Origin of the sequence: Streptomyces sp. NBC_00572 (assembly GCF_026341815.1) — a bacterium.
In the GTDB taxonomy this organism is placed as follows: domain Bacteria; phylum Actinomycetota; class Actinomycetes; order Streptomycetales; family Streptomycetaceae; genus Streptomyces.
The window spans coordinates 3,335,900-3,360,619 of sequence record NZ_JAPENX010000001.1; the positions used below are offsets into that span (position 1 = coordinate 3,335,900).

22 protein-coding genes are annotated in these 24,720 nt (G+C 72.8%); 8 read left to right on the forward strand and 14 right to left on the reverse strand.

The window, feature by feature from the left end; all coding sequences use genetic code 11:
* Positions 1-17: 17 nt before the first annotated feature.
* Positions 18-1,658: a DNA repair helicase XPB gene (locus tag OG514_RS15510; RefSeq protein ID WP_266894957.1), complete on the reverse strand. Its 1,641-nt coding sequence runs from the start codon at positions 1,656-1,658 to the stop codon at positions 18-20.
* A gap of 164 nt (positions 1,659-1,822) precedes the next feature.
* Between OG514_RS15510 and OG514_RS15515 the strand changes: the two genes are divergently transcribed.
* Complete coding sequence (locus OG514_RS15515) at positions 1,823-2,194, forward strand: hypothetical protein (protein ID WP_266894959.1); 372 nt, start codon at positions 1,823-1,825, stop codon at positions 2,192-2,194.
* 15 nt (positions 2,195-2,209) lie between these two features.
* Here the strand turns inward: OG514_RS15515 and OG514_RS15520 are convergent, their stop codons facing one another.
* Positions 2,210-4,732 carry a helicase C-terminal domain-containing protein gene (locus OG514_RS15520; protein WP_266894961.1) on the reverse strand — a complete coding sequence of 841 codons (2,523 nt, stop codon included), beginning with the start codon at positions 4,730-4,732 and terminating at the stop codon, positions 2,210-2,212.
* 72 nt (positions 4,733-4,804) lie between these two features.
* On the opposite strand from OG514_RS15520, the gene OG514_RS15525 reads away from it, so the two are divergent.
* Positions 4,805-5,857, forward strand: coding sequence for a hypothetical protein (locus OG514_RS15525; protein WP_266894963.1), 1,053 nt, complete (start codon positions 4,805-4,807; stop codon positions 5,855-5,857).
* 17 nt (positions 5,858-5,874) lie between these two features.
* Here OG514_RS15525 and OG514_RS15530 read toward each other — a convergent pair whose 3' ends face one another.
* From OG514_RS15530 to OG514_RS15540, 3 genes are read right to left on the reverse strand one after another with little or no spacing between them, the layout of a single operon-like run.
* On the reverse strand, positions 5,875-6,705 hold the full coding sequence (locus OG514_RS15530) for an ABC transporter ATP-binding protein (RefSeq protein WP_266894965.1): 831 nt from the start codon (positions 6,703-6,705) through the stop codon (positions 5,875-5,877).
* The gene (locus OG514_RS15535) at positions 6,702-7,793 is read right to left on the reverse strand and encodes an iron chelate uptake ABC transporter family permease subunit (RefSeq protein WP_266894967.1); all 1,092 of its coding nucleotides are present in this window, start codon (positions 7,791-7,793) and stop codon (positions 6,702-6,704) included. Before OG514_RS15535 ends, OG514_RS15530 begins: the two co-directional genes overlap by 4 nt.
* Positions 7,790-8,794: an iron ABC transporter permease gene (locus OG514_RS15540; protein ID WP_266894969.1), complete on the reverse strand. Its 1,005-nt coding sequence runs from the start codon at positions 8,792-8,794 to the stop codon at positions 7,790-7,792. Before OG514_RS15540 ends, OG514_RS15535 begins: the two co-directional genes overlap by 4 nt.
* Positions 8,795-8,910: 116 nt before the next feature.
* Here OG514_RS15540 and OG514_RS15545 point away from each other — a divergent pair, with 116 nt between their 5' ends.
* Positions 8,911-9,537 carry an HAD family hydrolase gene (locus OG514_RS15545; protein ID WP_266894971.1) on the forward strand — a complete coding sequence of 209 codons (627 nt, stop codon included), beginning with the start codon at positions 8,911-8,913 and terminating at the stop codon, positions 9,535-9,537.
* Here the strand turns inward: OG514_RS15545 and OG514_RS15550 are convergent.
* A complete protein-coding gene (locus OG514_RS15550) occupies positions 9,525-9,803 on the reverse strand; it encodes a hypothetical protein (protein WP_266894973.1) in 279 nt (92 codons plus the stop codon). The two genes, OG514_RS15545 and OG514_RS15550, sit on opposite strands and share 13 nt — an antisense overlap.
* A 140-nt stretch (positions 9,804-9,943) precedes the next feature.
* On the opposite strand from OG514_RS15550, the gene OG514_RS39360 reads away from it, so the two are divergent.
* Positions 9,944-10,327: a cold-shock protein gene (locus OG514_RS39360; protein ID WP_015035334.1), complete on the forward strand. Its 384-nt coding sequence runs from the start codon at positions 9,944-9,946 to the stop codon at positions 10,325-10,327.
* Between the two features lie 15 nt (positions 10,328-10,342).
* On the opposite strand, the gene OG514_RS15560 is transcribed toward OG514_RS39360, so the two are convergent.
* From OG514_RS15560 to OG514_RS15575, 4 genes are all read right to left on the reverse strand, one after another.
* Entirely contained in the window at positions 10,343-11,197 is an 855-nt protein-coding gene (locus tag OG514_RS15560; RefSeq protein ID WP_266894975.1) for a 1,4-dihydroxy-6-naphthoate synthase, read from the reverse strand.
* The gene (locus OG514_RS15565; RefSeq protein ID WP_266894977.1) at positions 11,194-11,979 is read right to left on the reverse strand and encodes a futalosine hydrolase; all 786 of its coding nucleotides are present in this window, start codon (positions 11,977-11,979) and stop codon (positions 11,194-11,196) included. The genes OG514_RS15560 and OG514_RS15565 overlap by 4 nt, the downstream gene beginning before the upstream one ends.
* Before the next feature lie 7 nt (positions 11,980-11,986).
* Positions 11,987-12,466: a DUF2771 domain-containing protein gene (locus tag OG514_RS15570; protein WP_266894979.1), complete on the reverse strand. Its 480-nt coding sequence runs from the start codon at positions 12,464-12,466 to the stop codon at positions 11,987-11,989.
* Positions 12,467-12,573: 107 nt separating this feature from the next.
* Positions 12,574-13,953, reverse strand: a complete 1,380-nt coding sequence (locus OG514_RS15575) for an MFS transporter (protein ID WP_266894981.1) — start codon at positions 13,951-13,953, stop codon at positions 12,574-12,576.
* Between the two features lie 520 nt (positions 13,954-14,473).
* On the opposite strand from OG514_RS15575, the gene OG514_RS15580 reads away from it, so the two are divergent.
* On the forward strand, positions 14,474-15,403 hold the full coding sequence (locus OG514_RS15580; protein ID WP_266894983.1) for a DUF3027 domain-containing protein: 930 nt from the start codon (positions 14,474-14,476) through the stop codon (positions 15,401-15,403).
* 112 nt (positions 15,404-15,515) lie between these two features.
* Here the strand turns inward: OG514_RS15580 and OG514_RS15585 are convergent, their stop codons facing one another.
* Together OG514_RS15585 and OG514_RS15590 are read right to left on the reverse strand one after the other, a co-directional pair.
* Positions 15,516-15,767: a type II toxin-antitoxin system RelE/ParE family toxin gene (locus tag OG514_RS15585; protein ID WP_266894985.1), complete on the reverse strand. Its 252-nt coding sequence runs from the start codon at positions 15,765-15,767 to the stop codon at positions 15,516-15,518.
* Entirely contained in the window at positions 15,764-16,018 is a 255-nt protein-coding gene (locus OG514_RS15590; protein WP_266894987.1) for a type II toxin-antitoxin system Phd/YefM family antitoxin, read from the reverse strand. The genes OG514_RS15585 and OG514_RS15590 overlap by 4 nt, the downstream gene beginning before the upstream one ends.
* A 150-nt stretch (positions 16,019-16,168) precedes the next feature.
* On the opposite strand from OG514_RS15590, the gene OG514_RS15595 reads away from it, so the two are divergent.
* Positions 16,169-19,312, forward strand: coding sequence for a sacsin N-terminal ATP-binding-like domain-containing protein (locus OG514_RS15595; RefSeq protein ID WP_266894989.1), 3,144 nt, complete (start codon positions 16,169-16,171; stop codon positions 19,310-19,312).
* Between the two features lie 18 nt (positions 19,313-19,330).
* On the opposite strand, the gene OG514_RS15600 is transcribed toward OG514_RS15595, so the two are convergent.
* Positions 19,331-19,771 (reverse strand): hypothetical protein, encoded by a 441-nt coding sequence (locus OG514_RS15600; protein WP_266894991.1) that lies wholly within the window; start codon positions 19,769-19,771, stop codon positions 19,331-19,333.
* 385 nt (positions 19,772-20,156) lie between these two features.
* Here OG514_RS15600 and OG514_RS15605 point away from each other — a divergent pair, with 385 nt between their 5' ends.
* Positions 20,157-20,531 (forward strand): hypothetical protein, encoded by a 375-nt coding sequence (locus OG514_RS15605; protein WP_266894993.1) that lies wholly within the window; start codon positions 20,157-20,159, stop codon positions 20,529-20,531.
* A gap of 852 nt (positions 20,532-21,383) precedes the next feature.
* The gene (locus tag OG514_RS15615; RefSeq protein WP_266894995.1) at positions 21,384-22,256 is read left to right on the forward strand and encodes a hypothetical protein; all 873 of its coding nucleotides are present in this window, start codon (positions 21,384-21,386) and stop codon (positions 22,254-22,256) included.
* Between the two features lie 14 nt (positions 22,257-22,270).
* On the opposite strand, the gene OG514_RS15620 is transcribed toward OG514_RS15615, so the two are convergent.
* Complete coding sequence (locus OG514_RS15620) at positions 22,271-24,679, reverse strand: cation-translocating P-type ATPase (protein ID WP_266894997.1); 2,409 nt, start codon at positions 24,677-24,679, stop codon at positions 22,271-22,273.
* Between the last annotated feature and the right edge of the window lie 41 nt (positions 24,680-24,720).

Here is a 24,720-nt window from a genome sequence, read left to right on the forward strand (position 1 = left end):
CGCTCTGCGGGATCGCTCTACGGCGCGAGCAACTCGTCCGCGTCGACGATCCGGTAGGCGTACCCCTGCTCGGCGAGGAACCGCTGCCGGTGGGCGGCGAAGTCCTGGTCGATGGTGTCGCGGGCGACCACCGAGTAGAAGTGCGCCTGGTGGCCGTCGGCCTTCGGCCGGAGCACCCGGCCGAGGCGCTGCGCCTCCTCCTGACGGGAGCCGAAGGTGCCGGACACCTGGATGGCGACGGTCGCCTCGGGCAGGTCGATGGAGAAGTTGGCGACCTTCGACACGACGAGCACGCTGATCTCGCCGTTACGGAAGGCGTCGAAGAGCTTCTCGCGCTGGGCGTTGGGGGTCTCGCCCTTGATGACGGGCGCGTCCAGGTGCTCGCCGAGCTCGTCGAGCTGGTCGATGTACTGCCCGATGACGAGGATCTGCTGCCCCTCGAACTTCTTCACCAGCGCCTCGGTGACCTTCCGCTTCGTCGCGGTCGTGGCGCAGAAGCGGTACTTCTCCTCGGCCTCGGCCGTGGCGTAGGCGAGCCGCTCGGAATCGGTCAGATTGACGCGGACCTCGACGCAGTCGGCGGGCGCGATGTAACCCTGCGCCTCGATCTCCTTCCAGGGCGCGTCGAACCGCTTGGGCCCGATGAGCGAGAAGACGTCGGACTCGCGCCCGTCCTCCCGCACGAGGGTGGCGGTGAGCCCGAGCCGCCGTCGGGCCTGCAGGTCGGCGGTGAACTTGAAGACGGGCGCGGGCAGCAGGTGGACCTCGTCGTAGACGATGAGTCCCCAGTCCCGGGAGTCGAACAGCTCAAGGTGCGGATAGACGCCCTTCCGCCTGGTGGTGAGCACCTGGTACGTGGCGATGGTGACCGGCCGGATCTCCTTCTTCGTACCGCTGTACTCGCCGATCTCGTCCTCGGTGAGCGAGGTCCGCTTCACCAGCTCGTGCTTCCACTGACGGGCGGACACGGTGTTGGTCACGAGGATCAGCGTGGTCGCCTTGGCCTGAGCCATCGCACCGGCTCCGACCAGCGTCTTTCCGGCACCACAGGGCAGTACGACGACCCCGGACCCACCGTGCCAGAAGCCCTCGACGGCCTGCTTCTGGTAGGGCCGCAGAGACCAGCCGTCCTCGGCGAGATCGATCCGGTGGGCCTCGCCGTCGACGTACCCGGCGAGGTCCTCCGCGGGCCACCCCAGCTTCAGCAGCGTCTGCTTGATCTGCCCGCGCTCCGAGGGATGAACGACGACGGTGTCGGCGTCGATCCGCTCCCCGACGAGCGGCTGCACCTTCCGCGACCGCAGGATCTCCTCAAGGACGGGCCGGTCGGTGCTGGTGAGCACGAGCCCGTGCGTCGGATGCTTGGACAGCGTGAGGCGCCCGTAACGGGCCATGGTCTCGGCGATGTCGACGAGCAGCGCGTGCGGGACGGGATAGCGCGAGTACTCGACGAGCGCGTCGACGACCTGCTCGGCGTCGTGCCCGGCGGCCCGCGCGTTCCACAGGCCGAGCGGCGTCAGCCGGTACGTGTGAATGTGCTCGGGCGCCCGCTCCAGCTCGGCGAACGGTGCGATGGCCCGCCGACAGGCGTCGGCGAGCTCGTGGTCGACCTCCAGGAGCAGCGTCTTGTCACTCTGGACGATAAGAGGTCCGTTCACGTGATCAGGTCCTTCCGACACCGTGCCGTTCCCGTAACGGCCAATCCTCCAGTGTGCCTGACCCGCGCGCCGGGTGCCGGTGTGTGCCGTGATGAGTACCGGGCCCGCGCCGGATGAGTACGCGCGCGCTGGGGCCGGACCGGCCGGGGCGGTGGGATGGGGGCATGACTTCGAACCTCGGCCCGACCGCATGGAGCCCCGGCCAGCAGCAGCCGGTGGTGTCGGGTGACGTGCCCGACGCGCACTGGTGGGTCGCGCCGCTCGTCGGCAGTCTCGTCTCGCCGCTGCTCTTGATGGCCACCGCGTCCGGGAGCATGTGGGGCTCCGCCTGGTTCATGCTGGTCGGGAGCCTCGTCTGCGCGTCCGCGTTCCTGGTGCCCAGCTGGTGCCTCGTCCGGACGCGGCGGCGCCGCCCCGCCCGGATCATCCTCGCGGCCATCGGCGCCGCTGCCCCCGTGCTCTTCCCCTCCCTCGTCGGCGCCATCGGCTGGATCGCCTTCCTCGTCATGCTCCTGACGGGGAACATCCAGGGCTGATGTGCCCGCGCCCCGCTACACCTGGTCGTCCGCCAGTTCCGCCACGCCCGTGATGCGGTGCAGGGGGTACGTGCGGACCTCGTCGGCCGTGTGGTCGTAGCCCGTCACGAAGCCGCCCTCCACCCTGACCGGGGCGATCACCCGCTGGCTCGCCGCACCATCCGCGTTGACATAGCCGATCCAGACCGCCGAGCCGGTCATCGCCGCCGCCTGGACCGTCGCCAGGGTCTCCGCCGCCGACGTGCGCGGGAGGGCGCCCGCCGCCGTCGGGGCGGCCGGCTCCCTGCGTACCGCCGTCGCCGCCCGGTCGCCCGCCCGGATCGCCTTGACCGCCGCGCCGAGCAGCGTCGTGTCCGGGGTCGGCGGGCCGTCCGGTACCGGCACCGGGGCCGTACGCGCGGACGTGCGGTACGCGTCCGCGCGGGTGATCAGGACGTCGCCCGTCGTCGACTCGGCCGCCGGTGCGTACCCCATCGACCGCAGCCCGTCGAGCAGCGACGCCGGGTCCGCCTGCGCCGCGAGCACCGTCGGCGCGAGCCGCCGGAGGCCGAGGGAAGCGGAGCGGCGGTCCGCCAGGATCTCGCCGAGGACCGTGTCGTCGTCGCAGCGCACGTACGCGGACGCCGCCCCGACCCGCAGATGGCCGTGCCGTCGCGCCACGTCGTCGATGAGGTACGCGAGCGGCTGCGGGACCGGCGTCCGGGAGTGTGCCTTGAGGAATTCGTGCAGGTCGGTGGCGGTCTGCCCGGAGTCGAGCGCTCGCCGTACGGACCCGGGCGTGAACCGGTAGACCGTCGCCCCACCCTTCGATTCCACGTCCGCGAGGACCGCGAGGGCATCCGCCAGCGGGCGCCGCAGCGGCCCCGGCGCGACCGCCGTCAGGTCCGCCTGCAGGAGGACGTGGTCGACGGCCTCCGGTAGGAGCGGGGCAAGCAGCGTCGCCGCCCTTCCCGCCGCCACCGACAGTTCCACACCCCCGCCCAGCTCTCCGGCGGACGCGGCCTCCGCCAGCGGGAGGTTGAGCAGTGCCCGCGCCGGCCCCGACAGGGCACCCCGCCCGGTCAGCCCGAGGAGTTCCGCCTCCGCGAGCGTCCAGCGGGCCAGGCTCGACCGCAGGTCGCCGCGCTCTCCCGAGGACGCCGCTCCCCTCAGCGGCCGCTCCCACCGCAGCCGCGCGAACAGCGACTCCGGCTCCGCCGCCGAACCCGGCGGCAGCGTCGCGAGCAGCCCGAGCACCCGGTGCCGGACCTCCGGCGCCGGCGACCGGTCCAGATCCGGACCGAGCACCGACAACGTCCGGCCCTTGGCGTCCTGGCCGCCGACCAGACCCGACGTACGGGTCGCCGTCAGCCACGGCGTGACGAGCAGCGCCCAGCGCTCCGCCGGCGGCAGATCGAGCCAGTCGTCGTACGCGGGCGTCGGCGCGTACCGCTCGTCCGCCTCCCCGTCCGACGCGAGCAGCCCCGCCCCGTAACAGAGCTCCAGCCAGAACGCCGTCGTCTCCTCCGAGACGTCGAGCGCCGCCGCCGTCCGCTTGAGGTCCCGCACGGACAGACCGCCCGCCCGCAAAACCTGCGGCCCGCCCCGGTCCCAGGACTTCAGCAGCTCCTCGACCGTCGCGAGCGCCAGCTGCGCCTGCCCGGCCGCCGCAAGGTCCACAACCTGTGGACGGTACTCGCGCTGTACCACCGGCTTCGGTGCCAGCGGCTCCGGCGCCCGGTGCGCCCGCCCGCCCCGCAGATGCAGCGCCACCTCACGCGGCAGCACCATCGTCCGCGGCGACACCGGCAGCAGCAGCCCCCGGTCGCGCAGCCACTGCACCGGAGCCGCCGGCTTCGCCGTCACCTCGCCGTACGGAGGACCCCACACAAGCCGGTCCAGGACGGACAGCGCGTCCGGCGACGCCGTGTCGAGCAGCGAACCCATCCGGTCCCGGTCCGTGAACAGCGCCGTCAGCACCGCCACCGCCGACACCGGATCATGCGTCCCCGGCAGCCCGGCAGCCGCGATGATCTCCTGCACCCGGCCCGGCGACATCCCCGACGTCGCCTCGGCCACCGTCGGCCCGAGCCCCGTCGGCGACGGATGCTGCGCCGACGGCGCCAGCAGCTCCCGCGCCGTCCGTACGAGCCTCAGCCGGTCGTCCTCGCCCCACACCAGCGCCTGCTCGCGCAGCAGCGCCACCGCACCCGGCAGCGCCGCCTCGATCTCCGGATCACCCTCGTCGCCGGTGAGCAGCTCCAGGAGCACGGGGTACGGGGCCGGGTCCGGAGCCACCGCCAGCGCTTCGGCGGTCTGGAGGGCGAACCGGTCGAGCCGCTCCAAGGCCCGCACCACCGAACCCCGCGTCCCGGCGCGCGTCGCCAGCTGCGTCAGATCGTTCGGCACGGGACTCACCAGGTCGGGCCGTGCCCGCAGCAGCGCGGCGAGCCCCTCGTCGCCCCGCGCGCGCAGCGCCTCCGCGAGTGTGCGGGGCGCCGCGGCGGCGCCAGTTACCTCGGGCACGTGCGCCTCCCGGTCGAGCTCACCGATCCCCATCCGGACCACGTTAGCCGCTGCGCAGGCGCTAACGTCGGGCCGTACCGGGCGAACCGGCCGTGGAGGGGCACCGTGGGGATCGAGAGCGACCAGTTGGTCTACGACTATCTGAGCCGGGTCGGCGATCTGGCCCAGCAGCGACAACTGCCGGCGAGCGACCGGATGCGGCTGGTGTCCACCCTCCGCAACGAGATCGACCGCCGCCGCGCCACGCACGGCGAGGAGAGCCCGGCGGCGGTACGGGGCATCCTCGGCGCGCTGGGCACCCCGGACGAGGTGGTGGAACGCGCGGAGGGCCCGGGCGCGGCGCCCACACCGACACCCTCACCGACAGGGGGAGCGGAGTCCGCGCCGAAGCCGGTGCCGAAGCCGCGCAAGGAGGACCGGGCGGGGAAGCGCATCGGGTGGGTGCCGCGGAGCCGCCGGTCCCGCGACGGAGCGGCGCCGGCCGCGGCGACGAAGACGGACACCACCCGCTCCGCCGACATCCCGGACGGCGGTGGCAGCGGTGAGGCCGGCCTCGTCGACATGGCCGGCGGAGACGCCGACTGGTGGCGGGTCGACGCCGCCGCGGACCTGCCGGGTTTCGTCGGCGGGGTCGAACGCCCGGACCTCTTCACGGAGCCCGTCCCCGACGAGGAGGACGAGGACGAGGCGGAAGGCGACGAGCTCGCGCCGGGGAAGCGCCGCCGCCTCGCCCGTATCCTCCTGCGCCGCAAGCCCCGGGCCCCCGAAACGGAACCGGAGATCGAGGCCGGGCCCGAGGCGGCCTCCGTCTCCCGTCTCCGCCTCGCGAACCCGTTCGTCCTGCTCGCCGCCCTCCTCCTGCTCGGCGGTGCGGTCTTCGGCTCGCTCGTCGCCCTGGCCGCGGGCTGGCTCATCGCGTACGCCTCGCGCCGCCTGACCCCCGGCGAGGTCAAGGGCGCGGTCCTGGTGATCCCGGGCCTCGCCGCCGCGTCGGGCATCGCCTGGCTGTGGGGCCGTGTGGAGGGCCGCTGGGGCGCCCCGGTGGCGGCGGGCGGCGAGGCGATGGGCGCGGCGATCTCGGAGACCTGGCCGTGGGTCCTGAGAGGAGCGGCCGTCGCCTCGGCCCTGTTCCTGCTCTGGCGGGCCCGGAGGCGCTGACGGGGGCGGGCCTCAGCTCACCCCGCCGAGATCTCCGCGTCCACCGCGGTATCCGTGTCGTCCGCGTGCCACGGCGCCCCCGGCACCACCAGCGGCGACCCGGTCACCGGGTCCGGGACCACGACCGACGCCAGCCCGAAGACGTCCCGTACGAGCTCCTCCGTCACGATCTCGTCCGGCGGCCCCTCCGCGACCACCCGGCCCGCCTTCATCGCGATCAGGTGGTCGGCGTACCGGGCCGCCTGGTTCAGGTCGTGGAGGACGAGGACGACCGTGCGGCCGCGCAGCCGGTTGAGACGGCGGACCAGGTCGAGGACCTCCACCTGGTGGGAGATGTCCAGGTAGGTGGTGGGCTCGTCGAGGAGCAGGAGGTCCGTCTCCTGGGCGAGTGCCATCGCGATCCACACCCGCTGCCGCTGCCCGCCCGACAGCTCGTCGACGGAGCGGTCGGCGAGCGCGGCGACGTCCGTGCGGTCCATGGCCTCGACGACGGCCCGCTCGTCCTCCTCCGACCACTGCTTCCACCAGGCCTGGTGGGGCTGGCGGCCCCGCGAGACGAGGTCGGCGACGGTGATCGCCTCCGGTGCGACGGGGGTCTGGGGAAGCAGCCCGATCGACCGGGCGATCCGCTTGGTCGGGAGCTTCGCCAACTCCTCCCCGTCGAGGAGGACCGCGCCGCCCGCCGGCTTGAGGAGCCGGCCGAGCGCCCGGAGGGTGGTGGATTTGCCGCAGGCGTTGGGACCGACGATCACGGTCACCTTGCCGTCGGGGATCGCCAGGTCCAGCTCGTGGACGACGGTGCGGTCCTCGTAGGCGAGCGTCAGCTCGCGCGCGGTCAGCCTGCTCACGCCTTGCCTCCTGCGGATGCTGCGGTACGGCTCCGGACGATGAGCCAGATCAGATACGGGGCTCCGACGGCCGCCGTGAGGACGCCCACCGGAAGCTCGATCGGCGACAGGAGCCGCCGGCCCAGCAGGTCGGCGAGCACGACCACCGCCGCGCCGGTCAGCGCCGAGGCGAGCAGCGGGATCTGCGCGGTACGGGTCATCCGGCGGGCGATCTGCGGCGCGAGCAGCGCCACGAAGTCGACCGGGCCGGCGACCCCCGTCGCCACGGACGCGAGCACGACACCCACTGCGACGAGCCCGAGCCGGACCCGCCCGAGCCGTACGCCGAGTGCCGTCGCCGTGTCGTCGTCGAGGGAGACGGTCCGCTGGGCGCGGGCCGCCCACAGCACGGCGGGCAGCATGAGCAGCAGCGTCCAGCGGATCGGCGCGGACTCGTCCCAGCCGCGCCCGTTGAGCGAGCCGGTCATCCAGATCTGGGCCTGCTGGGCGACGAGGAAGTCGCCCTTGGTCATGAAGAGGGTGGTGAGCGACCGCAGCGCGATCGCGAACCCGATGCCGATGAGGACGAACCGGGTCGCGTGCAGCCCGCCGCGCCACGCGAACACGTACACGAGCGCCGCGGCGACGACACCGCCGGCGATCGAGAGGTACGGCAGCACGGTGTACGAGCTCAGGCCGAAGGTCATCGCGGCGACGGTGACCGCCCCGGCGCCCTGGCTGATGCCGATGATGTCGGGGCTGGCCAGCGGGTTGCGGGCCACGGTCTGGATCAGGGCGCCCGCGACGCCGAACGCGGCGCCGACGGCGAGGGCGACGACGAGCCGGGGCTCCCGCAGCTCCTCCACGACGAACGTCGAGGGCGACGCGTGCCCGAGGAGGATCCGTACGACCTCGGAGGGGTCGACGAACCGCTCACCGACGCAGAGGTACGCGACGGAGGACGCCGCCAGGAGCAGCAACAGGCCCACGGTGACGGCGGCGGACCGCCGGTGGAGCAGGAAGGAGGCGCCTCCGGCGCGCACGAGCCCGTACCCGGCGGGCCGGACGCCCGCGGACTTCACGGGGTGCTCGTCGAGAGAGGTGGTCATGCCGCCACCGCCTTCCGGCGGACGAGCGTGACCAGGAACGGCACCCCGATCAGCGCCGTCATCACCCCGGCAGGGACCTCGCCCGGCGGGAACACGATCCGTCCGGCGACGTCCGCCACCAGCAGCATCACCGGACCGATGACGGCGGCCATCGGCATCACCCACCGGTGGTCGGAGCCGACGACGGCCCGCGCGATGTGCGGGACGGCGAGGCCGACGAAGGCGACGGGCCCGGCGGCGGCCACGGCCGCGCCGGTGAGGACGGTCGCGCCGATGCCGCCGACGATCCGCACGGTCGCGACCCGCTGCCCGAGGCCCTTGGCGACGTCCTCGCCGAGCGCGAGCGCGTCGAGTCCGCGCGCCACGGAGACGACGAGGACCGTGCCGAGCAGCAGGAAGGGCCAGATCTGGCCGACGATCTGGGCGTCGCGCCCGTCGAGGGAGCCGATCTGCCAGAACCGGAACTCGTCGAGCGCCGAGGCCTTGGTGGTGAGGATGCCGGTGGTGACGGAGAGCAGCAGCGCGTTGATCGCCGCCCCGCCGAGCGCCAGCTTCACGGGCGTCGCCCCGCCGCGCCCGCCGGAGGCGATGGCGTGGACGGCGACCGCGGCGAGCGCGGCGCCGGCGAACGCGAACCACACGTATCCGGTGAGCGTGTGCACCCCGAAGAAGGCGATGGCGAGGACGACGCCGACCGAGGAGCCCTGGCTGATGCCGAGGATGCCGGGGTCGGCGATCGGGTTGCGGGTGATGCCCTGGAGGGCCGTCCCGGCGAGCGCGAGCGCCGCGCCGACCATCAGCCCGATGAGGGTGCGGGGGACGCGGAGCTGCCGTACGACCTCGGCGTCGGGACTCGTACCGCCGTGCAGCAGGGCGTCGAGGACCGTGGACGGGGCGATGGCGCGGGCGCCGACGGCGAGGCTGAGGAGCACGGCGAGGAGCAGGGCGACGAGCGCCGCCGAGGTCGCGAGGACCCGTCTGGAACGGAAAGCGGCTGGCATCAGGACCCATCGGGTGGTGCGGGGTGTGGGGCGTGCGGGGTTTGGTAAGGCTTGGCTCAGTGTAAGCAGCAGCCATATTCGAACACCTGGGCCGGAGGTCCCCCAGAATGGCTCTTATGACGACCTCCGCCACCACACCCGCGCCGACCGTCGGTTTCGACCTCGACCTGACGCTGATCGACTCCCGCCCCGGCATCAAGGCCGCCTGGGAGGCCTTCTCCGCCGAGTCCGGCGTCCCCGTCGACGCGGACCTCGTCGTCAGCCGCCTCGGCCCGCCGCTGGAGCAGGAGATGGCGTACTGGGTCCCCGAGGAGCAGGTGACGGAGATGGTGGCCCGCTACCGCGCGCTCTACCCGGCGTACGCCATCGAGCCCTCGCCGCCGATGCCGGGCGCGAGGGACGCGATCGCCGCCGTACGCGAGGCGGGCGGCCGCACCATCGTCGTCACCGCGAAGAACGGCCCGCACGCCGAGCTGCACCTCGCGCACCTCGGCATCGAGCCGGACGCGGTCGTCGGCGGCCTGTGGGCCGAGGGCAAGGCGGAGGCCCTGCGCGCCCACGGCGCCCAGGTGTACGTCGGTGACCACATCGGCGACGTCCGCGGCGCCGCCACGGCCGGTGCCCTCTCGGTGGCCGTCGCCACCGGCCCCTGCGCCCCCGAGGAGCTTCAGGAGGCGGGCGCGGACGTCGTCCTTGCTGACCTGACGGACTTCCGAGCCTGGTGGGAGGGCTACCTGGCCTGAACCGGTGCGGCCGGAACGCTGCGCGCCTGCCGCCGCTGGGCCGCGATCCCGCGCAGCACACCGGCGCCGGCGACGAGGAATCCGACCCCCATCAGCATGGAGATCGTGTACGCGACCGTGGGAAACGGGTCCGTGCCGAGGAACAGCGGAGCCACGGTGACCAGCGTCGCCACCGCGCCGATGGCGAAGAGGATGACACCGGCCTTGACGAGGCCGTCACCCGGAGCGCTGTCGTTCACCGGTGCGGCAGGGGTTTCACTACGCATCCGGCCAGGGTAGTTCCCAGGCCGAAGGAACACATCGGCGACGTCTTGTCACCGGCCTCCGGACCACTAGCCTGGTGCCGGCGGGCCGGTCGGCCCGCTGTTTGCCATCCCCATCGACGAGGACGAGGACGAGGACAGACGTGCCTACCGGCAAGGTCAAATGGTTCAACAGCGAGAAGGGCTTCGGCTTTCTCTCCCGCGACGACGGCGGCGACGTCTTCGTCCACTCGTCGGTGCTCCCTGCCGGAGTCGACGCCTTGAAGCCGGGACAACGGGTCGAGTTCGGGGTCGTCGCCGGCCAGCGCGGCGACCAGGCACTGTCCGTCACGATCCTCGACCCGACCCCGTCCGTCGCCGCGGCACAGCGCCGTAAGCCCGACGAACTGGCGTCCATCGTGCAGGACCTGACGACGCTCCTGGAGAACATCACGCCGATGCTGGAGCGCGGCCGCTACCCCGACAAGGCGCAGGGCGCCAAGATCGCGGGCCTGCTGCGCGCGGTCGCGGACCAGCTGGACGTCTGAGCCGGGCAGCCCCGGCTACGGGAAAGCGAGCGAGTCCGGGCCGAGGGGCGGTACGAGCCCCTCGGCCGCGGCTCGGGTGAGCAGCCCGCGGACCGCCGCGTAACCGTGCTCGCCGAGGTCGGCCGTGAACTCGTTGACGTAGAGACCGATGTGCTGGTCGGCGACCTTCGGGTCCATCTCCTGCGCGTGCTCCAGGACGTACGGGCGGGAGGCCACCGGGTCGTCCCAGGCCATCCGCACGGACGTACGGGCCGCGTCGGCGAGCCGCCGCAGGGTCTCGGCGCCGAGGGAGCGGCGGGCGACGATCGCACCGAGGGGGATCGGCAGACCGGTCGTGGACTCCCAGTGCTCGCCCATGTCGGCGAGGCAGTGCAGACCGTAGTTCTGGTACGTGAAGCGGGCCTCGTGGATGACGAGCCCCGCGTCGACCTTGCCGTCGCGCACGGCGGGCATGATCTCGTGGAACGGCATCACGACGACGTTCCCGACCCCGCCCGGCACCTTCTCGGCCGCCCAGAGCCGGAACAGCAGATACGCGGTGGAGCGCTCGCTCGGCACCGCGACGGTCTTCCCGGCGAGGTCGGCGCCGGTCGCGGTGTCCCGGGTGAGGACCAGCGGGCCACAGCCCCGGCCGAGGGCGCCGCCGCAGGGCAGCAGCGCGTACTCGTCGAGGATCCACGGCAGCACGGCGTACGACACCTTCAGGACGTCGTGGGTGTCGGTGCCGCTCTCGGCCCAGCCGTTGGTGACGTCGATGTCGGCGAAGGTCACGTCGAGGCGCGGGGCGCCGGGGACGCGGCCGTGGGCCCAGGCGTCGAAGACGAACGTGTCGTTCGGGCAGGGCGAGTAGGCGATCTTCAGCTTGGTCACGACGGCTCCAGCTCCACGAAGACGGTCTTGCTGAGCAGCTCGAAGGCGTGCCGGAGGGCGTCCAGGGCCTCGCCGATGCGCCAGGCGGCGCGGTCGCGGGGGCCGACGGCGTTCGACACGGCCCGGATCTCGACGACGGGCACGCCGTACGCGGCGGCGGCCTCGGCGACCCCGAAGCCCTCCATCGCCTCGGCGGCGGCCCCGGGATGGCGCCCGGCCAGCTCGGCGGCGCGGCCGGCGGTGCCGGTGACGGTGGAGACGGTGAGCACCGGCGCGACGGTGTACGGCCGGCCCCCGGAGTCCAGGGCGGCGGCGACACGGCCGGTCAGGGCCTCGGGCACGGGGTGGACGGACCGCCCGAAGCCGAGCTCGTCGACGGCGAGGTACCCGTCGGGGGTCTCCGCGCCGAGGTCGGCCGCGACGACGGCCGAGGAGACGACGACGGATCCGAGGGGCGCGAGCGGCCGGAACCCGCCGGCGATCCCGGCGGAGACGACGAGGCCGTAGGGGCTCTCGCCGTAGGGGTTCTCGGTACGGGGGTTCTCCGTGCCGGTGAGCGAGGCGTACGCCAGCGCGGTCCCGGTCGAGGCGGCGACGGCGGCGGGTCCGACCCCACCGACGAGCACGTCGACCCGGACACGGCCGCCGGGTGCGTCCGTGTGGCGGCGCAGGACGAGACCCCCCGGCAGCGGGAGCAGCTCGGGGCCGCCGAGGCCGAGGCCGGCGGAGACGGAGTCCGCCTCCGCCGCCACGGCCGTCACGATCAGGATCCGGTGGACCACCGGAGGATCAGGATTCCTTCTTCAGCTGGAAGTGCCAGACACCGGTCAGCTTCTTGCCGGTGTTCTCGACGATGGTCACCTGGGTCTTGTCGGTGGCCTCGCCGGTCTGGCTGGAGAAGAAGGCGCTGGCCGGAATGGTCCGGTACGTCTTCTTGTACGGCTCGGGCTCGGCCTGCTGGCCGCCGAGGAAGATGGTCCAGCCGTTGTCCGCGATCTCGGGGTCGACCCCGAAGCGGATCTTGTCGTCCATCGCCACGGTGATGGACTTCTCGGCCTTCTTGTTGAGGCACTGCTGGATCTGCGACTCCTTGATGGCGTCGCCGTCGTTGTAGCAGGCGGCCTCGGAGTGGATCGAGTCGGACCCGACCGTGACAGTCGCGATCGGAGTCGGCTTGTCGCAGGCGGAGAGTACGAGGAGCCCGGCGGAGACGGCCCCGAGGGCGACGGCGGCCCGGCGGCGCGAGCCGGAGAAGAACGCAACGGTCATGAGCCGAAGGCTATCGGGCCGCCGCGCCCGCGCCACGCGGGGGTACGGCGTGCCGCCCTCGGGTACCGGAACGAGGGCCCTTCCCGGTCCCCGCTCCCCGCCCCGGACTACGCCACTCGCGTCTTCGAACGCCCCTTCGGCCCCGGCCGCTGCCGGGCCGCCGCGAGCAGGCCCCGTACGGAGAGGAGTGCGCCCGTCGCCAGGATTCCGGCCGCCACCGCCATGCCCAGGGTCCCGTTCAGGGGCAGGGCGATGCCGATCCCACCGCCCACCACCCACGCCATCTGCAGTGCCGTCTCGGAACGCGCGAACGCCGAGGTCCGTACGACCTCCGGCACGTCCCGCTGGATCAGCGCGTCCAGCGACAGCTTCGACAGGGCCTGGGTGAGACCCGCGACCGCGCCCAGGACGGCCACCATCGCCCCGCTGAAGAAGATCGCCGTACAGATCGCCGTGGCGCAGGCCACGCTGACCATGGTGGCGATGATCACCTCGGGCCCGTGCCCCCGGTCCCGTAGCAGCGAGCCCATCGCCGTACCGCACGCGTTGCCCACGCCCGCCGCGACGCCCACGATCCCCAGCGACACGGCGGCACTCTGCCCCGACAGCGGGTGCTCGCGCAGCAGGAACGCCAGGAAGAAGATCAGGAAACCCGACAGCATCCGCTGCGCCGCGTTCGCCTCAAGACCGTGCAGGACCGAAGGCCCCACCGTCCGCAGACTCGGCTTCCGCTCGCCGTGCGTCAGCAGATGCGCCCGCCGCTCACCCTTCGCCGAGTCCACCTTGGGCGGCATCCGCAGCGCCCAGAACGCCCCGAGCAGGAACAGTGCGCACGCCCCGTACAGCGGATACGGGGGTCCGAGCACCTGCAGCCCCGCCCCGATGGGCGCGGCGATGCCCGTCGCGAGCAGCCCGGCCAGGGTGACCCGCGAGTTCGCCTTCACGAGCGAGAAGTTCGGTGGCAGGAGCCGCGGCACGACCGCACTGCGCACCACCCCGTACGCCTTCGAGGCCACCAGGACCCCGAGCGCCGCCGGGTACAGCTCGATGCCGCCGGTGGCGACCGCCGCCGACATCATGATCGCGAGGACCGCCCGGGTCAGCATCGCGCCGGCCATCGCGGCCCGCCGCCCGTGCGGGATGCGGTCGAGGAGCGGGCCGATCACCGGAGCGAGGAGGGTGAAGGGCGCCATGGTGACGGCGAGGTAGAGGGCGACGCGCCCGCGGGCCTCGTCGGTCGGCACGGAGAAGAAGACGGTGGAGGCGAGGGCGACGGTGATCATGACGTCCCCGGCACCGTTCACGGCGTGCAGCTCGATCAGTTTCCCGAGCCCCGACTCGCCCGCGCCGTGCGCGTGGGTGGCCTTGCGGATGCCCTTCGCCGTGCCAGTGAACGGCAGGTGCAGGGCGCGGCCGACCTTCCGGCCCGCTCGGCGGAGCGGTCCGGCATGATCTTCGGATCGTGCGGGGGACCGTGCGGCTGCCACTCCGTCATAGTGCCCCACCAGCGCGCCGGACGAACCGTGGCGCGGCGGGACACGGCCTCATCGGACCGAGGTGGACCGCGGCGGACCGCAGTGGACCGGCGCGGACAGGCATCGGCACGAGCACCGGGACGAACGTCGGGACGAACATCGGCACAAACCTCGGGACAAACCTCGGGACAAACCTCGGCGACCTCCTTCCGGCCGGTCCTCGGGTCGCCGTCCGGACCGCCTTCCGGACCGCCCCGGGCGTCCGCGATCCGGGCCACTTGGGGCGGGCATGTGGGCTGAGGCCCGCGAACGGGGTAGCGTGCGTAGCGCGTCACCGGCGGAAGCTCTCGGCCGCGCGCCTCTTCGGCATCCCGCAGAATGGATGGCGATAGGTGTGCCCGAGACACGCGAGACAGGTCGGGTGCGCGGACGTCGATGCGGCCCACAGGTCCGCTCCGCCCGCCGCCCGTGGCTTCGCTCCCGCCCCTCGGCCGGCGCACCCGTGAGACGGCGTAGGAGAGAAGCGAGACCTGTGAGTGCTGCGACGACGCGAAGCGGTACCCCGCGTACCCCGCGAGCCACGCGTACCCCCGACCGCCTGTGCGCTGAGGCCGTAGACCTCGCGCGGGAGGCCGCCGAGGAGGCGGCCGCCCCCGGGATCGTCGGCGCACACGTCGAAGTGGTCGCCGAGGGTGACCGGGTCGTCACCCACTACTTCGAGTCCAAGGAACCCGGCTACCGGGGCTGGCGCTGGGCGGTGACGGTCACCCGGGCCTCCCGCGCCAAGAACATCACCCTCGACGAAACCGTCCTGCTTCCCGGCTCCGACGCCCTCCTCGCCCCCGAGTGGGTGCCGTGGAGCGAGCGGCTGCGCCCCGGCGACATGGGCCCCGGCGACCTGCTGCCGACCGAGCAGGACGACCTGCGCCTGGAGCCCGGCTACTCGGGCGAGGACGCACCGCCGCCGAACTCCGTGGTGTCGGAGGAACTGGCGGACCACCTCGACGTCGAGGACGCCGAAATCGTCACCCGCACCCCCTCGCGGGGTGCGATCGCCGCGGTCGCCGAAGAGCTCGGCATGCGCCGGGCCCGGGTCCTCTCCCGGTACGGCCTCCACATGGCCGCCGACCGCTGGGAGGAGTCCTTCGGCGCACGGACGCCGATGGCCCAGGCCGCGCCGGCCACCTGCGAGTCCTGCGCCTTCCTGGTGCCGCTCGCCGGCTCCCTGAAGCAGACCTTCGGCATCTGCGCCAACGAGTTCGCCCCCGCCGACGGCCGGGTCGTCTCCCTCTCGTACGGCTGCGGCGGGCACTCGGAGGCCGCGATCATGCCGAAGCCGCCGCGGCCGGCGCCGCCGGTCCTGGACTCGATGGGCGCGGACGCCTTCCCCCTCCGCCCGGCCAAGGACTCCGGCTCGACCACAGAACCCGACGCCACCTCGGAAGACCTGGGTCACTCGTAGCCGATTCCGCGCCGCGCCCGTATGTCGCGGTCGGGGCGCAGGGAAGGGCGGACCACCACCCGTGGGGTCCGCCCTCTTCCGCGGGGCGCCGACGTGGGTCGGGCCGCTGACGTCAGCCGATGCGGCCGACCTGGATGACCACGACCGTCACGGTGGTCTCGGTGATCTCGTACAGCACCCGGTAGCGGCCTACGTGCATGCGGCGCAGGTCGGGCGAGCCGTACTCGGCGCTGCCCTCCGGTCGGGGTTGCCCGGCGAGCAGGTCGACCGCGTCCATCAGTTGCCGCAGTCCGTCCGGGTCGTCCTTGAGGAAGCGCGTGGCCGCATCGATCGCGGCCTCGTCCCAGACGATCTCGTACGTCACCCTCGCTCCAGGCCGAGGCGGGCACGGACGTCGTCATGCGGCACACCGCCGTTCTTCCCCGAGCTCTGACGCTCGCGGTACAGCGCCAGAGCCAGGGCGTCCTCCAGGTCGGCGAGTTCCTGAGGGTTGATGAGCACGGCCGCCGGCTGGCCGTGATCGGTGATCGTGATGCGCTCACGAGCATGGGACGCGCGGCGCACCAGCGACCCGAACCGGGCCCGCGCTTCGGTGATCGGGAGAGTCTCACTCATGTACAGAACTGTACACTTCACGCCTTTTCCTGTGAGTGATTCCGCGCGCCCCGGCCCCGGACGTGCCCCGGCGGCGGGGGAGGGGCGGGGCGCGGTACCTTCGGGCCCCGGTGTCACCATCCCGGCCCGGCACTATCACCGCCCCGCAGAGTGGAGTCAGACGTGAGCGTCAGCGTCCGGACGACGACCGACGGAACCGATCCCTTCGGCACCGCACGGCTGCGGCGGGGTGTGCTCGACGCCTGGGGCGCGTCCCCCGCCCGGTTCCGGGAGGACGCCAACGCCGAGGAGGACCTCGCCCTCGGCGGCTACCGCGACCGCCTCGTCGTCGAACTCGCCCAGAACGCCGCCGACGCCGCCCACCGCGCCGGCGTCACCGGCCGCCTCCGCCTCACCCTGCACCCGGCCGACCACGAGGGCCCCGCGATCCTCGCCGCCGCCAACACCGGCGCACCGCTGGACGCCTCCGGCGTCGAGTCGCTGTCCACGCTCCGGGCCTCGGCCAAGCGCGAGCAGACCCACGGCGCCGTCGGCCGCTTCGGCGTCGGCTTCGCCGCCGTCCTCGCCGTCACCGACGAGCCCGCCGTCCTCGGCCGTCACGGCGGCGTCCGCTGGTCCCTCGCGGAGGCCCGCGAACTCGCCGCCGAGTCCGCCAAGTACAGCCCCGGCCTCGGTGACGAACTCCGCCGCCGCGACGGCCACGTACCCCTCCTGCGGCTTCCGCTGCCCGCCGAGGGCACCGCCCCCGACGGCTACGACACCGTCGTCGTCCTCCCGTTGCGCGACACCGCCGCCCGCGACCTCGCCGAACGGCTCCTCGCCTCCGTCGACGACGCCCTCCTCCTCACCCTCCCGGGGCTCGCCGAGATCGTCGTGGAGACCCCCGAAGGGGTACGGACCATCCACCGCTCCGATGACGACGGATACGTCGTCATCGAGGACACCGCCACCGGCACCCACCGCTGGCGGACCGTCTCCCACGGCGGCCCCCTCGACGCCGAACTCCTCAAGGACCGCCCGGTCGAGGAGCGCCTGCGCCCCCACTGGTCGGTCACCTGGGCCGTACCCGTGGACACCGACGGAGCCCCGCGCTACCCGCGGACGACCCCGGTCGTGCACGCCCCCACGCCCACCGACGAGCCCCTCGGCATCCCCGCGCTGCTCATCGCCTCCCTGCCGCTGGACACCGCGCGGCGGCACCCGGCGCCCGGCCGGCTCACCGACTTCCTGGTGCAGCGCGCGGCCGACGCGTACGCCGAACTCCTCGCCGAGTGGCAGCCGGTGACGACCGCCACGCTCGACCTCGTCCCCGGCCCGCTCGGCAAGGGCCCCCTCGACGGGGCACTGCGCGAGGCGATCCTGGACCGGCTGCCGAGGGTCGCGTTCCTGGCCCCCGCCGCCCCCACCGAGGAACTCCCCGCACTCCGCCCGATCGAGGCCGAGGTCGCGGAAGGCGCGGGCACGGACACGGTGGACGTCCTCGCCGAGGTGTTCCCGACGCTCCTCCCGGCCGGCCTGGAGCGCCGTCCGGAGCTCCGGACCCTCGGCGTCGGCCGCGTCCCCTTCACCGAGGCGATCGACCGCCTCGCCGGGGTGGACAGGCCGCCGACGTGGTGGTGGCGCCTGTACGACTCCCTCGCGGGCATCGACCCGGACCGCCTCTCGGGCCTCCCGGTGCCGCTGGCGGAGACCGCCGAAGGCGCCCGTATCCGTACGGCGATCGGCCCCCGCCAGGTCCTCCTGCCCCAGGAGCGGACCCCGGCCGAACTGACCCGGCTCGGCCTGAAGGTCGCCCACCCCGAGGCCGCCCACCCCATCCTGGAGAAGCTGGGAGCCCTGCCCGCCACGCCCCGCGCGGTCCTGACGACCCCGCAGGTACGGGCGGCGGTCGCGGCCTCCCTCGACGCGGGCGAGATCTGGGACGAGGACGCGGACGCCCTGGACGCGGACGAACTCGTCGAGACGGTCCTCGGCCTGGTCCGCGACGCGGAACTCGACCCGGGCGAGGAGCCCTGGCTGGGCGCCCTGGCCCTCCCCGACGAGGACGGCGAACTCTCCCCGGCGGGAGAGCTGGTGATGCCCGGCTCGGCGTTCGCCGCAGTCATGCGCGAGGACGAACTGGCCTACGTGGACGCCGAACTGGCCGCCCGCTGGGGCGAACAGCCGCTGGCCGCCTGTGGAGTTCTCGCGACCTTCGCACTGGTCCGCGCCACCGACCTGCTCCTCGACCCGGACGAGGTCGAACCCCGCGAGGGCGACTACCCGGAGCCGGACGACGCCGGACTCCTGGACGCGGTCGACGTGTGGTGCGAGGACGTCCTGGACCGGCTGCCGGAGTCGCCCGTACCGCCGGTGGCGACGGAGATCGTGGCCGTACGGGACCTGGACCTGGTCGACGACGACGCCTGGCCGCAGGCCCTCGCGCTCCTCGCGCAGCCGCCGCTGCGGGACGCCCTGACCCAGCCCGTACGGGTGCTGCTTCCGGACGGCACGACGGAGACGGTCCGCTCGTACACGGCGTGGTGGCTCCGCGACCACCCGGTCCTGGACGGCCGCCGCCCGGCGGGCCTGCGAGCGGCGGGCACGGACCCGCTGCTGATCGGCCTGTACGACTCCGCCGACGCGACGGGCTTCGACGACGAGCAGGTCCTGAGGGCGCTGGGCGTCCGTACGTCGGTGGCGGCGCTCCTGGACGAACCGGGAGGCGCGGCGGAACTCCTGACGCGCCTGGCGGATGCGGAGAGGGAGGTCACGGACGCCCAACTCCACGCCCTGTACACGGCCCTGGCGGACCTGGACCCGGAGCAGGTGACGCTGCCGGACGAGCTGCGCGCGGTGGTGGACGGCGAGGTGGTCGTGGTGGACGCGGCGGAGGCGATGGTGGCGGACGCCCCGGACCTGCTGCCGCTGGCGGGCGGGGTGCCGCTGCTGCCGGTGGCACCGTCGCGGGCGGCGGACCTGGCGGAACTGTTCCAGGTCAGGCGCCTGAGCGAGGCGGTGGAGGCGGAGGTGGCGACGGTCGGCGAGGAACACGAGGTGCCGGAGTCGGTCCGGATCCTCCTGGGCGCGACGACCCCCACGGCCTACATCGAACACGAGGAACTCCGGGCGGCGGACACGGAACTCGACTGGCGCCGCACCCCGGACGGCGTGGTCCACGCGTCCACCCTGGAAGGCGTGGCGGCAGGCCTGGCCTGGGCAGCCGGCCAATGGCCCCGCCGCTTCGAGGTGGCGGCCCTCCTGGAGGACCCGTCGAGGACGGCGGAGCTGGAGAGGGACCGCTGGTTCGACTGAGGCCGGTGGAGGGCGAGGTCAGCGGAGGGCGGGATCGGCGAGGTCGAGGGTCAGCAGGTTGCGCCAGTCGTTGGTGAAGACGGCCCGGCTGCCCTCGTAGCGCACGCCGAGGAACGGGTTGGAGCTCTCCATGAAGGCGACCCACCGCAAGGAGCGGTCGCCGTCGAGACGGGCGAGATGACCGATGTTGCCCATCCCGCCGCCTCCGCCGAGAACCCACCCCGACCCGTCGGGCAGCGGGCTCTCGAACCAGACGTCCATCTCGCAGGTGCCGTACTCCGCGACGACCTCGGCCACGTCGAACGGCTCCCCGATCCGGAAGGGAATCGGGGACCCGGCGTCGGGGTGGTACGCCCCGGGCCCGTCGACGTGCAACTCCCGGCTGCTGCCGTCCGCCCGGTAGAGCCCGTCGCAGTACGGCACTTCGCCGCGGTTCCAGAGCTGCTCGACGAATCCCATGGCCCTACCTTGCCCGACGGGAGGGGTACCAGGGGTGGGGGTTTCTGGTGGGGTGCGGGTGCGGGCGCCCTCTTTCCGGGTGTGGCGGCCTCCACCACCGCGTCAAGGGCGCAACGACCGCGCACCCCGAACCCACGGCAAGAGACCCGCCCATCCCGGCCATGACCAAGCCCCCACCCATCGACGAGCCCGACGCCCGGTTCCGTACCCCAGGCTTGAGGTTGCTGTTCAACCTGTGGCGGCTCCGTACTCGGCTGTGCGCAACGGACGCGTGTTGACGCCACGTTGATGGGCCGTTGATGCCCCGGAATACCGTGATCACGACGCGTTCGGAGGCCACTCCGGGCGCACGATGGCATTGACTGAACAAGGGGGCACCTTCCGTATGTCCAAGAACTTCGCCACACGCGCCGCCGTGGCCGCCGGCACCCTCGCCCTGGCCGCCACCGGAGTCCTCACGGGCGCGGGCGCGGCCTCCGCCGGCACCAACGGGCAGCAGATCTCCTACACGGACCACTACTCGCCCGGCTACCGGCATTCGATCGAGATCTACGGCTACAACCAGAACGGCGAGGAGAGCCTCGGCTGCTTCAACATCAACTCGGGCGGCACCACCAACATCTCCGGCTGGTGGTGGCGGGGCGACGTCACGATCAAGGCGTACAACACCTACAACTGCCAGAACGGTTACAACTGGGGGGAGCACTTCTCCGTGCCGTACTCCCAGAGCGACGACTGGACCTACGTCACCGGCTACTGAGGCAGGTGCGGCCTGACCGCGGGGGACGTGGATCAAGCCTGATCCACGGGTAGGGCAGCGCGGACTCGCACCATACGGTCCTGCCGGGATCGCGCCGGCCACCCCCGCTCGTCACAGAGCGCCGCCACGAGAAGCAACCCGCGCCCGCCCTCGTCCTCGACCTGAGGACAGGGGGCGGGCGTCGGCACTATGTCACCGCTCGAATGGCGGAAGACCTTCCTGAGCCGAGGCGCATCCCGAGCGGGGTTCTGGGGTGGTTCGGCTTTGTGGGTGCGGGTGCGGCCGCCCTCTTTCCGAGTGTGGCGGCCGGGCCGGTGGGTGGGGCGAGGCCGGGCATCGGTTGCGGTGAGCGTGGCTGTGCCGGTGAGTGGGTGGGGGCTTGGTTAGCGGCGGGGGTTGGTGGGTTCGGGGTGCGCGGCAGTTGCATGGGGCAGCCGGGCTCGGCTTAGCGGGTTGCGGCCGTCGGTTGGCGGGGATTCGGGCCCCGCTGGTCTGTGTTCGTGGGTGGTGGGCGCTGGCGGCGAGAGTTTCGTGCAGTTTCTCCGCGCGGAAAGGGTGATTAGACCCCTTTGAGGCCTAATCCGGGGCCTGTTACTCGGAGAAATGCAGGGTTATCCACCCCGCTCACCCACCGGGAGGGACCAGCGGGGCCTGAAGCTCGACCACGAAGGACCGTCGGCCGCCAAGCCGAGCCCCACTGCCCCACTCAACGGCAGCGCACCCCCACCCCACCGAACTTCACCCACCAACCCCCGCCGCTAACCAAGCCCCTGTTCTGGCGGGGGCCGACTTGTCATATGCCGCTATTGGCGCTGACCGTAGGGCCTAGTAACCAGGAAGTAGCGCTTCCCAATGACTTACCCGCAGTCTAACGCGGCCCTGTCCGCGCGCCCCGTACCGTTCGAGATTCCCCTCGACGCCCCTCGCTCCGGGGTCATTCACGTACGGCACCGGCACACCGACCGGTTCACCGTCGTCGGGAACCACCTCGCCCAGCATCCGCGCCTCTCGGCCGCCGCGATCGGGCTCTGCGTCTACATCCAGTCCCTGCCCGACGGCGCCGATGTCACGGTCAAGACGCTCACCCTTCGGTTCCGGGAGGGCGAGATCACCATCCGGCGGGCCCTCAACGAGCTCGTCGCGGCCGGGTACGTCGAGCGGCGGCGGGTCGCCCTCGGCGGCGGGCGGTTCGCCACGCGGACGCTGTCGTACGACAAGCCCGGGTGCGGGACGCGGAGCCGGCGGTCGCCCGCCGCCCCCGAGGCCGTACAGGCCGAGTCGGCCGAGTCGGAGGCGGAACCCGTGCCGGTCGTCGCACCGGATCCCGGGCCTCGCCCCGTACCGCCGCAGTCGTCCGCCCTCCGCGGGCCCGCCGCCGACATCCTCGCTCGGCTTCGGACCGTCGACTCCCGGCTGTCGCTTTCCTGGCGGGAGGTCCTGCGGCTCGCCCCCGGCGTCGAGGAGTGGCTGGCCAGAGCGGCGAGCCCGGAGCAGGTGCTCCGTACGCTCACGGCCGCCCTCCCGCCCGCGCACGTGCCCATCCACCATCCGGGCCGCTTCGTCGAGTTCCGGCTCTCCGCGCTCCAGCCGCCTCCGCTGGCCGCCGTACCGCCGCCGTCGGTGACCGACGGACCCGCGCCGCTCGTGAACTGCGACGGGTGCGACCGTGCCTTCCGTAGCCACGACCCGGACGCCGACTGTGGCGACTGCCGGGCCGCCGCCTGACCGGCCCGGCAGCCCTACGCCGGGAACTTCCGGTCCACCCACCGCCACGCGACCTCAAGCAGCAGGCCGCCGGCCGCCGCGATGAAGACCGCCGCCCACGGCATCGTCGTGCCCACCAGCTTCAGGGCGAAGAAGTCCTGGAGCCAGGGCACGACCAGGACCAGGAGGAAGGCGCCTCCCATCGTGGCGACCAGGGTGAGGCGCCACCAGGTGTACGGGCGGGCGATGATCGCCAGGACCCACATCGAGACCAGGAAGAGCGTCAGCGTCGCCGCGCTGGTCTCCGCCTCCAGGGCGCCTTCGCCGCTGTAGTGGTGGCGGGCCAGGAGGTACGTCGTGAAGGTGGCCGCCGCCGCGATGACGCCGCCGGGGATCGCGTACCGCATGACCCGCCGTACGAAGTTCGGCTTCGCCCGTTCCTTGTTCGGCGCGAGCGCGAGGAAGAACGCCGGGACGCCGATCGTCAGCGTCGACAGCAGTGTCAGGTGGCGGGGGAGGAACGGGTACTCGACCTGCGAGCAGACCACCAGGACCGCGAGCAGGACCGAGTACACCGTCTTCGTCAGGAACAGGGTGGCCACCCGGGTGATGTTGCCGATGACCCTCCGGCCTTCCGCCACCACCGACGGGAGCGTCGCGAAGCTGTTGTTCAGGAGCACGATCTGGGCCACCGCCCTCGTCGCCTCCGACCCCGAGCCCATCGACACGCCGATGTCGGCGTCCTTCAGCGCCAGCACGTCGTTCACGCCGTCGCCCGTCATCGCGACGGTGTGCCCGTGGGACTGGAGCGCCGCCACCATGTCCCGCTTCTGCTGAGGCGTGACCCGGCCGAAGACCGCGTTCTCGTCGAGGGCCTTCGCCATCTCCTCCCGGTCGGTGGGCAGCTGCCGGGCGTCGATGGTGTTCGCGGCGCCGGGCATGTCGAGCTTTCCGGCGACCGCGCCGACCGAGACGGCGTTGTCGCCGGAGATGACCTTCGTGGCGACGCCCTGGTCGGCGAAGTAGGCGAGCGTGTCGGCGGCGTCGGGCCGCAGCCGCTGCTCCAGGACGACGAGCGCGGTCGGGTGGGCGCCGGTGGCGACGTCCGGGGAGTCGAGTTCCTGTGCGGTACGGGCGAGGAGCAGGACCCGCAGGCCCTGTTCGTTGAGGTGGTCGATCTCCGTCAGCGTCGTGTCACCGGCGGGCAGCAGCACGTCCGGCGCGCCGAGAAGCCACGTCGAGTCCTCGCCGTTCCCCTCGCTGAACGCCGCCCCGCTGTACTTCCGCGCCGACGAGAACGGCAGCGCCTCCGTGCACCGCCACTCCACCGTGTCCGGGTAGGCGTCGATGATCGCCTGGAGGGACGCGTTCGGGCGCGGGTCCGATTCGCCGAGGGCGCCCAGTACCCTCCGTACGTACGTCTCGTCCGAGCCGTTCAGCGGGCGCAGCTCCGTGACGTCCATCCCGCCCTCGGTCAGCGTGCCCGTCTTGTCCAGGCACACGACGTCCACGCGTGCGAGGCCCTCGATGGCGGGCAGCTCCTGCACGAGGCACTGCTTGCGGCCAAGGCGTACGACTCCGATCGCGAAGGCGACCGAGGTGAGCAGGACGAGGCCCTCGGGGATCATCGGGACGATGCCGCCGACCGTACGGGCGACCGCGTCCCTGAAGTTGTTGTCCTTGACGACGAGCTGGCTGATCACGAGCCCGATCGCGGTCGGGATCATCATCCACGTCACGTACTTGAGGATCGTGGAGATGCCCGTGCGCAGTTCGGAGTGGACGAGCGTGAAGCGGGAGGCCTCTTCGGCGAGCTGCGCCGCGTAGGCCTCGCGGCCGACCTTGGTGGTGGTGAAGGCGCCGCCGCCGGCGACGACGAACGAGCCCGACATCATCCGGTCGCCGGGCTTCTTCACCACAGGGTCGGCCTCGCCGGTGAGCAGTGACTCGTCGATCTCCAGGCTGTCGGCCTCGGCGACGACGCCGTCGACGACGACCTTGTCACCGGGGCCGAGTTCGATGAGGTCGCCGAGGACGATCTCGGAGGTGGAGACTTCGGCGGCCACGCCGTCGCGCCGGACGGTGGGTTTCGCCTCGCCGATGACGGCGAGTCCGTCGAGCGTCTTCTTGGCGCGGAGTTCCTGGATGATGCCGATGCCGGTGTTGGCGATGATGACGAAGCCGAAGAGGCTGTCCTGGATCGGCGCGACGAGGAGCATGATCGCCCACAGCACGCCGATGATCGCGTTGAAGCGGGTGAGGAGGTTCGCGCGGACGATGTCCGTGACCGAGCGGGAGCTGCGTACGGGTACGTCGTTGACCTCGCCGCGTGCGACGCGTTCGGCGACCTCGGCCGAGGTGAGTCCGGCGGGACGGTGGACGACGGGCGGCTCCACCGCCCCGGTCTCGCTGCCGTCCGTGTCGATCTTCGCCCGCTGAGTCATGTTTTCGACGGTACGACCGGAACCGACCGTTCACCTGCTGA

Excerpts from the sequence above, each read along its gene's own strand:
- OG514_RS15515 (WP_266894959.1), top strand. The coding sequence starts at position 1,823 with ATGACTTCGAACCTCGGCCCGACCGCATGGAGCCCCGGCCAGCAGCAG.
- OG514_RS15520 (WP_266894961.1), bottom strand. The coding sequence starts at position 4,732 with ATGGGGATCGGTGAGCTCGACCGGGAGGCGCACGTGCCCGAGGTAACT.
- OG514_RS15535 (WP_266894967.1), bottom strand. The coding sequence starts at position 7,793 with ATGACCACCTCTCTCGACGAGCACCCCGTGAAGTCCGCGGGCGTCCGG.
- OG514_RS15540 (WP_266894969.1), bottom strand. The coding sequence starts at position 8,794 with ATGCCAGCCGCTTTCCGTTCCAGACGGGTCCTCGCGACCTCGGCGGCG.
- OG514_RS15545 (WP_266894971.1), top strand. The coding sequence starts at position 8,911 with ATGACGACCTCCGCCACCACACCCGCGCCGACCGTCGGTTTCGACCTC.
- OG514_RS15550 (WP_266894973.1), bottom strand. The coding sequence starts at position 9,803 with ATGCGTAGTGAAACCCCTGCCGCACCGGTGAACGACAGCGCTCCGGGT.
- OG514_RS15570 (WP_266894979.1), bottom strand. The coding sequence starts at position 12,466 with ATGACCGTTGCGTTCTTCTCCGGCTCGCGCCGCCGGGCCGCCGTCGCC.
- OG514_RS15590 (WP_266894987.1), bottom strand. The coding sequence starts at position 16,018 with ATGAGTGAGACTCTCCCGATCACCGAAGCGCGGGCCCGGTTCGGGTCG.
- OG514_RS15600 (WP_266894991.1), bottom strand. The coding sequence starts at position 19,771 with ATGGGATTCGTCGAGCAGCTCTGGAACCGCGGCGAAGTGCCGTACTGC.
- OG514_RS15605 (WP_266894993.1), top strand. The coding sequence starts at position 20,157 with ATGTCCAAGAACTTCGCCACACGCGCCGCCGTGGCCGCCGGCACCCTC.
- OG514_RS15615 (WP_266894995.1), top strand. The coding sequence starts at position 21,384 with ATGACTTACCCGCAGTCTAACGCGGCCCTGTCCGCGCGCCCCGTACCG.
- OG514_RS15620 (WP_266894997.1), bottom strand. The coding sequence starts at position 24,679 with ATGACTCAGCGGGCGAAGATCGACACGGACGGCAGCGAGACCGGGGCG.